This is a genomic window from Ekhidna sp. (genome assembly GCF_963691765.1).
GTDB lineage: Bacteria > Bacteroidota > Bacteroidia > Cytophagales > Cyclobacteriaceae > Ekhidna.
This window is the reverse complement of sequence record NZ_OY829375.1, coordinates 3,300,531-3,315,686: the sequence shown is the minus strand read 5'-3', so window position 1 is coordinate 3,315,686 and position 15,156 is coordinate 3,300,531. Positions and strand designations below refer to the sequence as shown.

Annotated in this window: 6 protein-coding genes; 1 reads left to right on the top strand and 5 read right to left on the bottom strand. The window is 37.1% G+C overall.

The features are described from left to right. Positions 1-31: 31 nt before the first annotated feature. Entirely contained in the window at positions 32-3,184 is a 3,153-nt protein-coding gene (gene lacZ, locus ACY650_RS14945) for a beta-galactosidase, LacZ type (protein WP_462248482.1), read from the bottom strand. A 203-nt stretch (positions 3,185-3,387) separates the two neighbouring features. Here lacZ and ACY650_RS14940 point away from each other — a divergent pair, with 203 nt between their 5' ends. Next, positions 3,388-7,446, top strand: coding sequence for a hybrid sensor histidine kinase/response regulator (locus tag ACY650_RS14940; protein ID WP_462248481.1), 4,059 nt, complete (start codon positions 3,388-3,390; stop codon positions 7,444-7,446). Between the two features lie 6 nt (positions 7,447-7,452). Here ACY650_RS14940 and ACY650_RS14935 read toward each other — a convergent pair whose 3' ends face one another. The 4 genes from ACY650_RS14935 to ACY650_RS14920 form a co-directional block, all read right to left on the bottom strand. Next, a complete protein-coding gene (locus ACY650_RS14935) occupies positions 7,453-9,192 on the bottom strand; it encodes a GDSL-type esterase/lipase family protein (protein WP_462248479.1) in 1,740 nt (579 codons plus the stop codon). An 87-nt stretch (positions 9,193-9,279) separates the two neighbouring features. After that, positions 9,280-10,569 (bottom strand): hypothetical protein, encoded by a 1,290-nt coding sequence (locus tag ACY650_RS14930; RefSeq protein ID WP_462248477.1) that lies wholly within the window; start codon positions 10,567-10,569, stop codon positions 9,280-9,282. A gap of 11 nt (positions 10,570-10,580) precedes the next feature. Beyond that, the gene (locus tag ACY650_RS14925) at positions 10,581-12,014 is read right to left on the bottom strand and encodes a SusD/RagB family nutrient-binding outer membrane lipoprotein (protein ID WP_462248475.1); all 1,434 of its coding nucleotides are present in this window, start codon (positions 12,012-12,014) and stop codon (positions 10,581-10,583) included. A 2-nt stretch (positions 12,015-12,016) separates the two neighbouring features. Continuing rightward, positions 12,017-15,148: a SusC/RagA family TonB-linked outer membrane protein gene (locus ACY650_RS14920; RefSeq protein WP_462248473.1), complete on the bottom strand. Its 3,132-nt coding sequence runs from the start codon at positions 15,146-15,148 to the stop codon at positions 12,017-12,019. Between the last annotated feature and the right edge of the window lie 8 nt (positions 15,149-15,156).

Here is a 15,156-nt window from a genome sequence, read left to right as displayed (position 1 = left end):
GAAAATTTGATTTGCCTGATATATTCCACCTTCATTTGACTGGTTTTATTAGGAATGAATGCTTTGAATTATTGGGTATTATCTGGTATTTCTGATGAGGCATAGCTCCCCAACTTGTATCTCCCCCAACACCCATTTGCATATAGTCGATATTTATATTGACAAGATTACGCACCGGCACATCATAGGTATGTTTTTGAATTTTCTTTTCTCCTTCATCAAAATCACCATTCAACTGATGATGAGCACTAAAAGAAATAAGTTTATCTACTGCTTGTACTTCTATACCCTTACCATTCGAATTTAAGAATGATACTTTTCTTACCTCGGTCCGATTGCCATTTTCTTGTGGTCTAATGTATGGAAAGTACAGATCCGCAACTTTAGATGAATAGCTACCAACAAAAGCACTTGTCCTTCGATCTATATAGCTTTCATGAGGACCTCGTCCATACCATTCTACTAATTGATAATCATTAATGAGTGAAAGGTTTGTGCCTATTCTTGGCATGTTTGGAAGGTCATTACGACCTATGTTTAATGATTGTTCGACAAATAGTTCACCCTCTGCATTGAACGTATAATTCATGGTGACTTTACCAATAACATCATTTAATTCATATTCTGCTATCACTTTAATCAGACCACTTTTTTTCCTTTTAGATTTAGTGTCTATCGAAAACTCAGTTAAGGATTGATTTTGTGATGCCTTCTTCCAAACTCCCATTTTATCAGGCATATTAAATCCAAAATCATTATCTGTTGTAGAACGCCAAAAATTTGGAATCAACGGTGAGTTTAACAGGTTGCCCTCTCCATAGTTGAGGCTTATTAGTAGACCTGATTCTGTATCAAAAGTAGCTTTGAAATTTTCAGTACTTACGGACTTAAAACTTCCTTTGGTAGACACTTCGAATGTCGCTACTTCAGAAACATCAAAGGTATTATACTGATAGTCAGTTAATTTAAATTCCTCTCTTGCAACTTCATGTCCTTTTTCTAGGAGATGACTTTTTTCCTTTAGAGAAGCACTAATATTTAAATAGTATTCTGAACTACTATTAAGTTCAGGAAGAACAATTTTAACTGTCTTTTCAGTACGTGGAGTAAGGTTAAAATCTGTGATCTCGCCATTTGCTTTTGGCTTTCCATTCTCTACTAAAGTCCAATTAAAATTAAAAGCATTAAGATCTATAAAATCGTAGCCATTGTACACAGTAAGTTGACTACTAGACAAGTCATAGTTCTTAAACTTAACATATTGATAGACTTTCTTTACCTCCAACAATGCAGGCTGCACTTTACGATCAGGATCAACTAACCCATTAAGACAAAAGTTTCTATCATTTTGTAAATATTGTCCGCCTAAATCACCACCATAAGCAAAATATTCTTCTCCCGATGTAGTTTTTGCCAATAGTCCTTGATCTACCCAGTCCCAAATAAAGCCGCCTTGAAACACATCATACTTTTCAATCACATCCCAATAGTCTTGCAAGTTTCCAACACTATTCCCCATTGCATGAGCATACTCACATAGAATATAAGGTCGCTTAGCTTCACCTTCAGCATATTCAATCATAGAGGGGATGTAATCATACATAGGTGCCTGAATGTCAGAATTGGCATACTTCGTAGCACCCTCATATTGGACAGGTCTAGTACTATCTGCGTTTTTTAACCAATCATAAGTAGCGAATAAATTTTTCCCATTGCCTGCTTCATTCCCCAATGACCAAATGATAATTGAAGTGTAGTTTTTGTCTCTTTCATACATTCTAATGGTTCTATCCAAATGCATTGCCTTCCATTCATCACGATATGCAGGGTGAATTGCTTGCCGCTCAAAATCATTATCCAAGCCTTGATTGGTGGTACCCATACCATGTGTTTCAATATTTGCTTCATCAATCACGTAAAATCCGTACTCATCACACAACCGATAAAAATGCTCATCCTTCGGATAGTGGCTACATCGGATTGCATTAATATTATTTTCTTTCATGAGCGTCAAATCTTGCAATGTCAGATCTTCATCAACCACATGGCCAGTTATTGGATCATGGTCATGTAAATTGACACCTTTTAGATAAACTTGAATTCCATTCACTAGAAGCTTATTTCCTTTTATTTCAACTTTTCTGAATCCTATCTTCCGACTTATTGACTCAATTATATTGCCTTTCTTATCTGAGTTTGTGACTACTAATGTGTACAAGTAAGGAGTCTCTGCAGACCATGGTTTTATATCGACAATCTCTCTTCTAAACTTCAGTGATGAATCATCTCCAACTTCAACATCAATTGACTTTGACTCTTGATAAATAGTCTTTCCACTATCCATCAGTTTAACACTTGTAATTAATCCCTTATAAGTACTCTTTGATGTATTTCTATAGCTAGTAGTAAGATCCAAAACACCATTTGAATACGATTCATCAAGGTCTCCAGTGATTTTGAGATCGCGAATTGTTGCCTTAGGTGTTGCATACAGGTATACCTCTCGGTCCATCCCACTCAATCTCCAAAAATCTTGGTCTTCGATGTAACTAGCATCTGACCAGCGATAGACTTCAACAGCGATTGAATTCTTACCAGGCCGAATGAATTTGGTTATATTAAATTCAGAAGGAGTTTTACTTCCTTCATTAAATCCTACAAATTTCCCATTGACCCATATATACATTGCAGTTCGAACAGCACCAAAGTGGATATATATCTCTTTGTCATCCCAATCTTCAGCAATGGTAAATTGTCTCCTATAGCTACCAACAGGATTATAATCATGATCAACTTTAGGTGGATCTACAGGGAATAAATAGTTGATATTCGAATAGATTGGAGTACCAAACCCGTTGAGTTCCCAATTGCCTGGAACGGAAATTTCGGCCCAGTTTGAAACATCAAATTCTTCTAAATAGAAGTACTTAGGTCTTTCAGATGGTTTTTTGACCCAATTGAATTTCCAGATTCCATTTAGTGATTGATAAAAGGGAGAATTCTCGTATTTCTTAGCTCCAAGAGCTGACTCTTCATTATCATGTCTATAGAAGGTAGCATGCGGATATTCTCTATTAATTTGAAAAACCTCTGGGTCTTCCCATTCAGTTCCATTTTGAGAAAATGTAAAAAAACAGCTTCCTATTAAAATATTTAATAATAACGGTTTTATATATTTTTCCATTTAGTACTTTATTATTCTTTAAAAAGAAGAATGTTGTGCAAGAATCCACATAGACGGAATATTGCTTGCATGATATTTTGAAGTAAAAATAGAATGACGAACTCAGGTTTAGCCGGACTAATCAGCCATTGACAGGTGTCAATTTGTCTTCTTGTCGTAAAAAAAGGTTTACAACAGCCTTAAATTAGTAATTTTCTATTCTGATGAATTGGTCATTACATAAGTACGTTTGGATATCTCTCGCTTTATTAAGCCTAATAAATGTCATAATCGCTCAAGACAATTTACCTCTTCAATATAAATTTCATAAACTTAATGAGACCCAAAACCTTTCAAATAATGTCATCAATTCAATTGAGCAAGATACACTGGGTTTTATTTGGGTTGGCACTGAGGATGGTCTATTTAGATTCAATGGTACCAATTTCAATACCTACCGTAGAAAGGTTGGATCTGGTGGGCTACCAAACAATACCATCAATAAAGTTTATATAGATAGATCAAATCGTGTTTGGGCCTTAACCAACTATGGATTGGGAATTTATGACTATAGTGGTGACAGTATTACCGGATTCGAACCTGCTGAATTAGGAATTAGTGTGAAGTCCTTAAATGCCATTGTGGAAGATGCTGATGGCAATCTTTATATAGGAACAGCCGGAGAAGGAATCATCAAATTCTCTAACAAGTTTGAAAATCTTCATACGGAGAGCACTAGTAAAATTGACCTATCATCTCTTGAAGTATCGTGTATGGCAATACACAATAACGATATCTGGATAGGTACTTGGCAAAATGGCATCATACATTATGACTTGGAATCCGAAAATCCGAGTTTGATTAAACTGTTGTCCGAAAACGAAGAGCAACCTTACATTTATGACATACATGTCGATAAAAATGGATTGATTTGGATTGGTACGACACAAGGCTTTCAGTTAATTGATGAAGACCATTTAGTCAGCAAACCAATTGAAAATATTGATGATGAAGTTTTAGCAATTAAATGTGCTCAAAACGATGATTTATGGTTTGGAACTCGAGCTAGTGGGCTTTTCTTAAAGAAAAAAAATGAGCCAGGTTTTAATCGATTTGAACCAGGAGAAGATGAATTTGCTATTTCTCATCGTACAGTAAGTGAAATTTTCATGGACAGAACCAATAAATTATGGTTAGGCACACATAATCAAGGTATCAACGTATTCGATCCTAAAGGTGAGAAGATTACATTCATCAGGCCTCAAGATAAAGTTGGATTTAAGATAAATAACTCGAGTGTTTGGGGTTTGGGGATAAGTTCCAAAGACAATATTTGGGTTGGAACTGATGGTAGTGGGCTCCTTCAATTTGATCCAAAAACGCAGAAAATTGATTTGGTTGCGAGCATTGAAAAAGGAATTAAGATCAGTGACGATGCGATTTTATCTGTGACAGAAATAAATGCTGATAACATTCTACTTGGTACATATTCGGGTGGATTGAACTTAGTAAATCTTAAAAGCCGTACCTCCAAGATTATAAACCAAAGTGACGGACTTTTGAGCAATGACATAAGAGTATCTTTTGTAGATTCTAATGAAAGATTGTGGATTGGGACAAATAGAGGCGGGTTATACCAACTCAATATATCCAAGGGGGAAGTTGAGCTTATAGAAGGAACAGCTCATTTAGATATTAGAGGCATTACACATTTGCCAAATAATCCAAATACTCTGTGGCTAGCAACGTATGGCAACGGACTTGTGAAATATGAAATTGAGTCTCGAACTCTAAGTGAATTCACATGGGAATCATTGGATAGTGATTTTATTCCTATTGCGCTTAGCATAACATATTCGAAGGGGAAGCTATGGATAGGCACAAAAGAAAGTGGCTTACTATCATTCAATTTAGGCACTAACGAGTTTGAGTTATTTAACGAAAATAAAGGTCTTCTCAACAACACCATACGAGCCATTATTCCATATAAAGACCACTTGTGGCTGAGTAGTAATATGGGTATAACTGCATTTCACATTGAAACCAAGCAGATTCAAAATTTTGATGGAAAAAATGGAATTTCAATGGGGCAATTCAATGATGGATCTGCAATATTATTTAGAAATAAATACCTGGCTTTTGGAGGTATAAATGGCCTTATACTTTTTGAAGCCGAACAGCTTCTTAATGAAAATGAACTTCCAAAGGTGACATTCACAAAACTGGAACTCGATAACAATCCAATACATCCTAGCAATGAACATGATCATCTTTCAAAAAGTATTTCAGTCGCAGATGAAGTACGTTTTGGTCCAGATGAATACGTCTTCACAATTCACTACAACGTACTTAATTTAGCAAATACAGGAAGCTGGCACTATGAGTACCGTTTGAAAAATTTTGATAAATCGTGGAATCATGGCAGCAATTTATCAGAAGCTACTTACAGGAATATTCCTCCTGGAAGCTATAGTTTTCAAGTAAGAGTTGTAGACGCATCCAATTCTTCCAAAGGACCTATTAGCCAAATCAACTTATTAATATCACCGCCATGGTGGAAAACCATATATGCATTCATAGCATTTAGCTTGAGCATCCTAATACTCATTTACATTCTTTATAAATACAATACTGATCGAGCTAAGATGAGACAATCATTACAGTTCGAACAACGACTTAGACAAAAAGAACATGATAATATGCAGGAGAAGGTACTTTTTTACACCAACTTCTCGCATGAAATGCGAACACCAATTACGTTGATTTCAGGCCCAGTTAATGATTTACTTAGGAATGAAAATATATCCTTAGCAAATAAAAAATCACTAAGACTAATAAAAAGAAATGCCAACACCCTATTGAAGCTTATCAACAGGCTATTGGAATTCAGAAAATTAGAAACAAAAAATACTGTTCTAAATGTTGGCTATCATGATCTAACAGTTTTAGCACAAGAAGAGGCTGAAAGTTTCTCATACTTAGCAAAAGATCAAGATATTAAATTCGGATTCTACTGTGAAACTGATCTAAATGCATGGATAGATATTGAAAAGTTCCAAATAATCATCAACAACCTACTTTCGAATGCGCTTAAGTATGCAGAAAAAGAAACAAAGGTGACTTTCAAAGTTCAGCATCAAGCCCCAAAAATGATTATTGAAGTAAAAGACGAAGGACGTGGAATTGAAAAAGACGAGTTAGAAAAAATATTCGTTCCATTTTACCAGGCAAAAAATTCAATCGGCACAGGTGGTACTGGAATTGGTTTGTCGCTGTGTAAAAATTTTATTGAACTCCATGGTGGGTCCATTGCTGTAGAAAGTAAACTCCAAGAAGGCTCGAAGTTCATTGTCACCTTTCCTGATGATAATAGCCTCCTTAAAGGTCAAGATTACGTCAGGTTCATTGAGGTTCAGAAAGGTGAAATTGTAGATGAAACGGAGATAGAGACTAGCGAAAATGTAATTGAAGAGGTCATTGAAAATGAAAAGATACTGTTAGTCGCTGAGGATAATGCGGACATTAGAAATTATCTGGCTACACTCTTTGAGTCTTCTTTTAAGGTAATTAAAGCAAAAGATGGTGAGGCAGCACTTGAACTGGCTAAAGAGACTGTTCCCAACATTATCATTTCAGATATAATGATGCCTAAAATTGATGGATTGACATTCTGTAAAGAAATCAAAAGCAATGTCGCCACCAGTCACATTCCCGTAATCCTTCTAACGGCCAAAGGAACAAATCAAACAAAGGTTGATGGGTACGAAGTTGGCGCTGATGGTTACATAACAAAACCATTTGATTCGAATGTGCTAATTGCACGTGTAAATAACCTATTAGAAAGTAGAGAGCGACTTAAAGTTTTGCATGAAAGTGACCAATGGATGGAAAATAAAGATGTACCATCCAGTGAGGTCGAGTTTGTCTTAAATGTGGAATCTGTTGTCCTTGAAATGATTCCTAAAGGTGAGTTGAACGTCATTCAACTTTGCCGTGAGCTGGGATTTAGTAGAACTTCATTGTATCGAAAAATTAAGTCCTTAACAGGTCAATCTATCAAACAATTTATTAGATCAATTAAACTAAAAAAGGCTGCGGAGATGCTAGCTACTGAAGATATGGCAGTTTCTGAAGTTGCTTTTTCTTTGGATTTTACAGACCTTAAATATTTCAGAACCTGCTTCAAAAAACAATACGGAAAACTACCTTCAGAATACCAAAATGAAATGAAATCGAACCAGCCAATTGATCAAGATGAAATTAAAAAGGCATTGAAGATTTAATCGTTCTTACTGCTTAATAAACTTTATTACATCCCCATTACTTCTACTACGGATGAAGTAAAGTCCGGGCTTCCAATTTTTAATATTGATTCGTTCTTCTTTGTAACTACCTAATAAAGTACCATCAACAGAATAGCAATCTACAATTATTGCATTATCAGACTTAATGATCAAATAATCACTGGAAGGATTTGGGTAAGCCTTAAAGCCGTCAGTTCTGGCATCGGGTCCAAGTGCCTCCGAAGATGAAAGCGAAACAGCATCAAAATCCAGCACAGAACCATTTGCTGACTCAAGGACAATCCACGTGCTCCAGGTGTTGGCTGGCACTACTGCATGAAGTTCATATTCTTGCCATTCAGTGATAAAGTCAGGTTGCAATTGCTTAGACCCAATTGTCTGCTGAGCTTGATCTTTAAACAGAATCTTTATAAAACCTGTATGAATATCTTCACTGCTTTTCGCACTTACTTTGAGTGATAATTGTACTAGTTCTTCTGCTTCTAATGCAAAATTGACCCATCCTTCATCTTCTAGTCTAAGAAAGTTATCACCATCAGTGCTTGTTGAGGGGTCGGTGATAACTTGCACATTTCCATGTGGTCTCCAACCATCTGCTATACCAGGAATTACAGTCTTTTCAAAGCTACCGTTAGTTATCTCTCCCCCAGATGCAAAAGAAGACAACTGCAAAAGTTCTGGGTGTTCAAGCTCCAGTTCTTCGGCTAAATGCTGAGCTAATATATTGGCAAACCCAGCATGTTCGTTCACGACAGCATGTTCCTGTCCCCATAGCCATGGAAAACGCACAAATGAGATATCTTCTATTCCTTCATCTGTCAATTCTTCGATCGCTTCATGAACGTAATCTGCTGGCTCATTCAAAGCCCATCCATAGGAGTTAGCTAGTACTATATGCGTGTTTGGATACTTTACTCTTAACTCCTGAGTGATAAAGGATTTCCAACTAAACTTTATTAAATCCTTCGAAGCATTCGCATAATAGTCATTCGCACCAAGGTTTACTATAATCGCAGAGGGGCTAAAGTTCCAATAGTTGTCTTGAAAGTTCCATGAATTTACCGTGGATTCATTTTCATGCAAGTGAACCCGATCCCAAACTTCGGTGCAATTCCAAGAAGCCTTATCAGTAACACCAGAACCACTGGCTCCTATTAAACTATATTCGGCCCCTAACATTCTGGATACCATCCCTGGGTATGTATGATAAGATCCGCTTACCTCTCTACCCCCATTATCGTAGGGATTCCATGCATTCCACCCTGCGGAATTAGAATCGCCAATAAATTCCAATTGAAGATCAGGTCTTTCTGGCTTTTCCTCAATCCCACCTCCTGATATTTCAAATCCATAGAAAGTAACTTTGGAGTCAGATTCATCCAACTTTACAAGCTTAATATGATGTAATTCGTCAGAAAGTCCAGAAACCAATTCTATCTCTTGTTGTGTAGATCCATTCACTTCTATGACATTTCGATTATAAGGATCATCGTCTCCATCAATGATGACATAAAAATAACTTCTGCTTGAAGCGGCAAACTCTCCCGACACGGATGTACCAGAAAAATTCATTTCAATAGACACACCACTTAAGCTAAAAACAGGTTCATTGGTATTTGTAAAATCAATCCTACCTGTATAAAGAATGTTTGGATTTGAAGGTCCAATCGCAACTTGGGCGGCTGCACTTTGAACGAATAGCAAAATGATAAAGAGTTGCTTCATAGATCAAAAAAATACCTCAACTAAGAGGTATTTTATTAAAACGCTTATACAAAATAAAAATTTATTGAGACCTAGATAGTCCGGAGCTTATTGGATGCTTAATTCAAATACGGTATCATACCAATATTCCCAACCTGCACCTGCTTCAAAATTCCATTCATAAGTAGCATAGATGGTGATAGTTCCAGCACACGCATTGTATGTACTGACTTGGCCATCTGTAGGTATTAAGTGATAAATGGCTCCATCACCTGGAGAACCTAAAAGCTCTTCTGTAAATGTCAACGTTCCAATGGTAGGATCACCCGGATCAGGCACAATTGTAACTGTTAAATTTTCACCATGATAGTCACTAACCGCTCCATTTAGGGTGAGCTGATCCCCAGAAATACTAACTCCAAATGAAGGGTCAAATGGATCATAACCATAACCTGAGGATGTACCAGCAACAATACTTCCACCAAAACGGCTTACATCTTCTTGACATTCGGCCATAATTCCAGTGATATCAGAATTGTACCATTCGAGCCATTCACCAGCGTATCCATACGTACCATCATCCAAGTACTGTAAGCTCACATTCATATCAATTGACCTAGCACATACGTCATAACTACCACTTTGAAGAACCCATCTGTACGGAAAGTAACCATCATTGACTTCTGTACTTGAAACATGAGTCAGAGTCCCGGTAGTTGATCCCGGAGAGGATTCGGTTAGTTCAATATCCATGGTTATTCCTAAATCATAATTCATGATATCTCCACCTTCTATAGTAAGTGTGTTTCCACTTAGAGTAGTAGAAAACCCTCCTGAATATTCGTTTGAATAATAATTATCAAATCCGTCAAATGACCAATTCCCTCCATTAAAAATATCTATCTGATCCGGGCATTCATCATCAACAATTGTTATTAACGAGCTTACATTCGTAGCATCATCACCCAATCCTTTGCCAATAGTCAAAGACTCGTCTGACACTCCAGTAATAGTTACAGTAATAATGCGATCCTCAGTAGTTTGAGCATTGTTATCAATCGACTTTATTCTTAGCCCTCTACTTGACACAAAAGAACCTGCAGGAATAACAATTTCAGAAGCGCCAACTACTTGAAAGTCTTCTCCAAGAGTTGCATTAGATCCAGTGACAGAAACTGAGACAGTCACATCGCTGCTTGGAGCCTCAAAAGCTAGAATTTCTGCGTGAACCTCCAAGGCAGTATTATTCGTGTTGTTATCAGCTTCAGCCAGTTGCAATTCTTCCGTTTGAAGAAAAACGACTTCTAGAATGTTATCTTCCGGCAATGAATCATCTTCGCTACAAGAAGTAAATACAAATACTAGTGTAAGAGCAATTAAAAATTTTATTTTATTCATCATCATACGAATTATTGAAGTAGCCACATTTGTCCGTTAATAGTATCCTCGCCACCAAATTGGCTCTGAATTGCTGATTCCACATTCGTGGTATTTAAATTCAATTCTGACTGAGGGTACATCCACCGCACTGGAACCTGTCCATCGTTAAAATCTGTCGTGCTGAATGTTGGAAATCCGGTACGCCTTTGATTGTAAAATGGTTCCCATCCACTAGATAAGAAGTAGGTTAAATACTTTTGAGTATTTATCATTTCGATAGCATTTGCACCACTATAGATTACATTTGATCCTCCGAGATAGGTCGTAATATCAGCATCATCAATGCCATAAAATTGCATACTCGCAGTAATTCCATTGTTATAAAAAACTTGGGCATCACCTGCAATCCATCCAAGAACCACCGCTTCAGCTAAAATGAATTGTAGCTCACTATAGCCCATGGTTACGCTAGCCTCAGCTGTTGGATCATCGGAATACCTAAGAGCAGGGAATGAGGCTTCACCACTTAAAAATTGTGCTTGAAATTCTTCAAATGGAGCACTACCATCTATTCCACCATACGAATCAAAATCCATCGGATCTGTACCATTCGAATTCATGGTTGCTATTTGAAACAATCTTGGATCATTCCTATCCTTTAAGAGATTGACTAAAGTAATTTCTAACGGAAAAGCCACTTTAAAATTCTGATTGTCAAAAAATGGATATCTACTCCCAGCAATATCAAAATGCTGAAGTGCCAAATTATCATCATTACTTTCCATTATTGGATAAGTAGCTGGATCACCGACGATATCATTGAATTGTCCACTTATATCTATAGAGGAAGATCCATCTTGATTGGACAACGTCATCAAAACACGTAATCGAAATGTATTGATAGCTTTTTTCCACATTGTAATATTGCCATTGAACATCACATCTCCGATCAGATCTGGCTCACCATTTGAAAGTTCATCATTTGCCTCATCAAGTAGTGCGAGAATACCTGAAAAAACAGATTCTTGATCATCATAGGTGGGTTGATATTCATCATCAAAACCTCCCAGAGCATCAGAGAAAGGAATATCTCCAAATGCCATTGTAAGTTGATAATAGTGAAAAGCCTGAAAAAACTTAGCCAATGCAATGTAGTTAGGCAACGAAAGTCGTTCAGCCTCTTCAATCATTTTTGCCGTCTGTCTTATATTTCCATAGGCACCAAATCCAGACCTTTGCCAATTGTAGTACTGAGAAGACGATTGACCATCTACCCAAGTCATCATTCGAGAGGCTTCTTGAGCAGAATTATCCAGATTATTAAAAGTATTTACAATCAAATTGGTAAGGATTAATCCTGGAGGTGCTTCAATAGTCCTATTGGGATCATCTTGAAATTCGTTGAAATCACATGCTGTAAGCAGTATTAGGCTTAGCGCTATGCTTGATATTATCTTTTTCATGATTAAAACTTGAAGTTTAGGTTAAAACCATAATTTCTTGTTGATGGGCTTTGGAATTGATCATCAAAACCTTGATCTGGATCAATTTGAGGGATATTTGAAATCAATAAGAGATTTCTTCCTACAAACGAAATACTCGCAGCCTTGAAGAGGGTATTACTAAGTATTGCCTCGGGCAATTGATAGGTAAGAATCACTTCTCTCAGCTTGAAAAATGTCTCATCATAGTAAAAATCTTCATATGACTCATTGAAACCGTAAATATTCTTGGCCCATGAAATGTAATTAACAGCCGTCGTATTTGGAGCGTAGACTCTTGTGTCCTCTACGATATTACCATTGGCGTCATAGGAAACTGAGCCCCCTACAACTACTACCCCTTGATCGACATAAGAACTTATCCCGTTTGCTGCATCTTCTCTTTCTGGGATTACCGTATTTGGGTGTGTACCAGCCCAATGCATCTCTTGATTAGTTACTGAAAGGATCTTACCCCCAATTCGACCATCTCCTGATATTGACAAACTAAAGTCCTTATATCTAAAGGTTTGTTGAACCCCAAAAATCCAATCCGCATCATTATATCCAATGTTTCTTACAAATGGATCACTAACCCTTACACCGTTTTCAATAATGTATTGGCCTCCTGGAGTTTTTTGGAATACATCCGTCCAGATTTCGTCCATTCTATCACCTTCGTCAATATTATTAAGTCTTCCAGAACCATCAGGAGCCTTCTCTAGATAGCGCCTATATTGAGTCCAGTTGGTAGATATATCCCATTGAAAATTATTAGATTTTATTGGTGTTCCAGATAACAAAATCTCCACTCCTCTTCTTCTAAATTCCCCTCCATTTTCAAGTCGTGAACTGAAACCTGATGCCTCAGAAACAGGCACCGCAATTATGTTGTTAAAATCTAGGATGTTATAATAGGCAACATCAAATCCTAATCTTCCTTTTAGCAATCTCATATCCAATCCCACTTCCCATGTATTGGAAGTAGCTGGCTTTAAATTGGGATCAATTTTAATTCCGGAAAAGTCAACAGAGTTAACGTTATTCCATCCAGATCCTTCATTATAGGCAATTATATGATTGTAAGGCCTATTACTTAACCCCTGATCATTGTCTATTAAACCGTCACTTACTTGAGCCCAAGAACTTCTCAGCTTTAAGAAAGAGATTTGTTCAGGAAGTACTAGTAAATCAGAAATTACTACACTAGCGCTAACTGATGGATAAAAGAATGAATTGTTTTTCACTGGTAAAGTGGAAACCCAGTCATTTCTTCCTGTGAATCCAATAAAAACAGAGTTATACAATTCAAAATCAAGTGTACCATAGATCGATGATACTCGCTCATCGGCCTGTCTATTTTCACCTACAATAGGATTTGCCGAATTTGCAATATTGTAAAAACCAGGTACTATCAGACCATCAGTATACGTACCAGTTTGTAAATATTGTGCGTCTCTAACAGATCCACCAAAATTGGCTCCGATTACAAAGTTTTCATTGATACTTTTCGTGTATGACAGAATCGCATCTGTGTTAAAATTGTAATTAGACTCGTTTGTCAAAAAGTAATTACCATTTGACACATCATTAAACTGTCTCAAGTAGCTTTTAGGCTCTTTTTCAGTAGAAAGCAGTGAATAGTAGCTGAACCCAGATCTGACTTTGAAACTTAGGTCATCGATAATTTTATAAGTCAAATTCACTTGACCATAAGATGAATTCCTGAACCATCCTCTATTATATTCATTAGCCATAAAGTATGGATTATTGAACCACTGATCATTCCATTGTTTCTGCTGAATTCCTTCCTGTCCTTCAACCCAGTAATCTCTAAAATCTCTAATGTCAAAATTGTTTCCCATCCACATGATCGTGTATAAGTAACTCTGCGATCCATAGCCAAGATTTGGATAATTTTCAGATTCTTGTCTACCATAGTTTAAGCTTGCATCTACCTGGACTTTTTCAGATAGATTATATGATCCTGAAACCGAAATCCCTTTTATATCCAGGTCTGTATTTGGAACTTGACCTTTTTGATAGCTGTTTGAAATTGAAACTCTGAAAGAACCGGTGTCATTACCACCAGTAACACTTACATTATTCGACTGAATGATTCCTGTTTCAAAGAAGTTTTCCATGTTGTTTGCCCCTCTGTTGACCACAGGTACTGATTCTCCATTGCTATCAATCTGCACTGCGGAATAAGAACCATCTAATCTCGGACCCCAAACCCAAACACCATTGGTGGAGCTGGCACCCTGCCATTCGTACTGACCGTTATCTCCTTGGCCATAAACTTGCTGTGTTCGTGGTACTCGCAAAAATCCTGTCTGAAATTGAGTACTAGAATTAACTTCAATGGTAAGTGCATTTTTACCTCTCTTAGTGGTGATAAGGAGCGCGCCATTCCTACCTATGGAACCATAGAGTGCCGAAGCAGTGGCTCCTTTGAGAACTGAAATATTATCTACATCGTCAGGGCTGATTTCCCAAAAATCTGCGTTCGGATTAGGTACTCCATCAATTACAATTAAAGGAGTCCCTCCTCTCATCTCTATCACAGGATTTTGAAAAAAATCTGTAGGTGTTCGGATACTCAGACCCGCAACTTTACCTGTTAATGTCGAAATAGGATTAGATTCTCTGGCCTTAACCATTTTATCTCCACCAAACTCTGTGACTGAGTAACCAAGTGATTTAGTTTCTTTTTCTACCCCAAGAGCCGTTACTACTACTTCAGCTAGTTCTACTTGATTGGGTTCAAGCTGAATATCAATAGAAGTACGTCCATTTATTGGGACAGTCTGAGTGGTAAATCCAATGTAGGAGAATTGAAGTTCTGAATCAGAGTCTTCAACATCCAAGGTAAAATTTCCGTCAATGTCCGTTATAGCACCATTGGTAGTACCGGGGACTTGAACAGTCACGCCAGGTATGCCAGATCCGTCTTCAGTAGAAGTTACTTTGCCACTTACCTTGATGCTTTGTGCAACAGCAAAATTGCTAAGACATACTATCAATAAGTAAAGCAGAACTCCCTTAACCTTCAAAGGCATTTCATCAGCTATGCGACTGAACTTGTGTTTTGTTTTTAGGTTGTTAGTGTTCATGTATAAAT

Coding starts and splice junctions, on each gene's coding strand:
- lacZ (WP_462248482.1), bottom strand. CDS start 3,184: ATGGAAAAATATATAAAACCGTTATTATTAAATATTTTAATAGGAAGC.
- ACY650_RS14940 (WP_462248481.1), top strand. CDS start 3,388: ATGAATTGGTCATTACATAAGTACGTTTGGATATCTCTCGCTTTATTA.
- ACY650_RS14935 (WP_462248479.1), bottom strand. CDS start 9,192: ATGAAGCAACTCTTTATCATTTTGCTATTCGTTCAAAGTGCAGCCGCC.
- ACY650_RS14930 (WP_462248477.1), bottom strand. CDS start 10,569: ATGAATAAAATAAAATTTTTAATTGCTCTTACACTAGTATTTGTATTT.
- ACY650_RS14925 (WP_462248475.1), bottom strand. CDS start 12,014: ATGAAAAAGATAATATCAAGCATAGCGCTAAGCCTAATACTGCTTACA.
- ACY650_RS14920 (WP_462248473.1), bottom strand. CDS start 15,148: ATGAACACTAACAACCTAAAAACAAAACACAAGTTCAGTCGCATAGCT.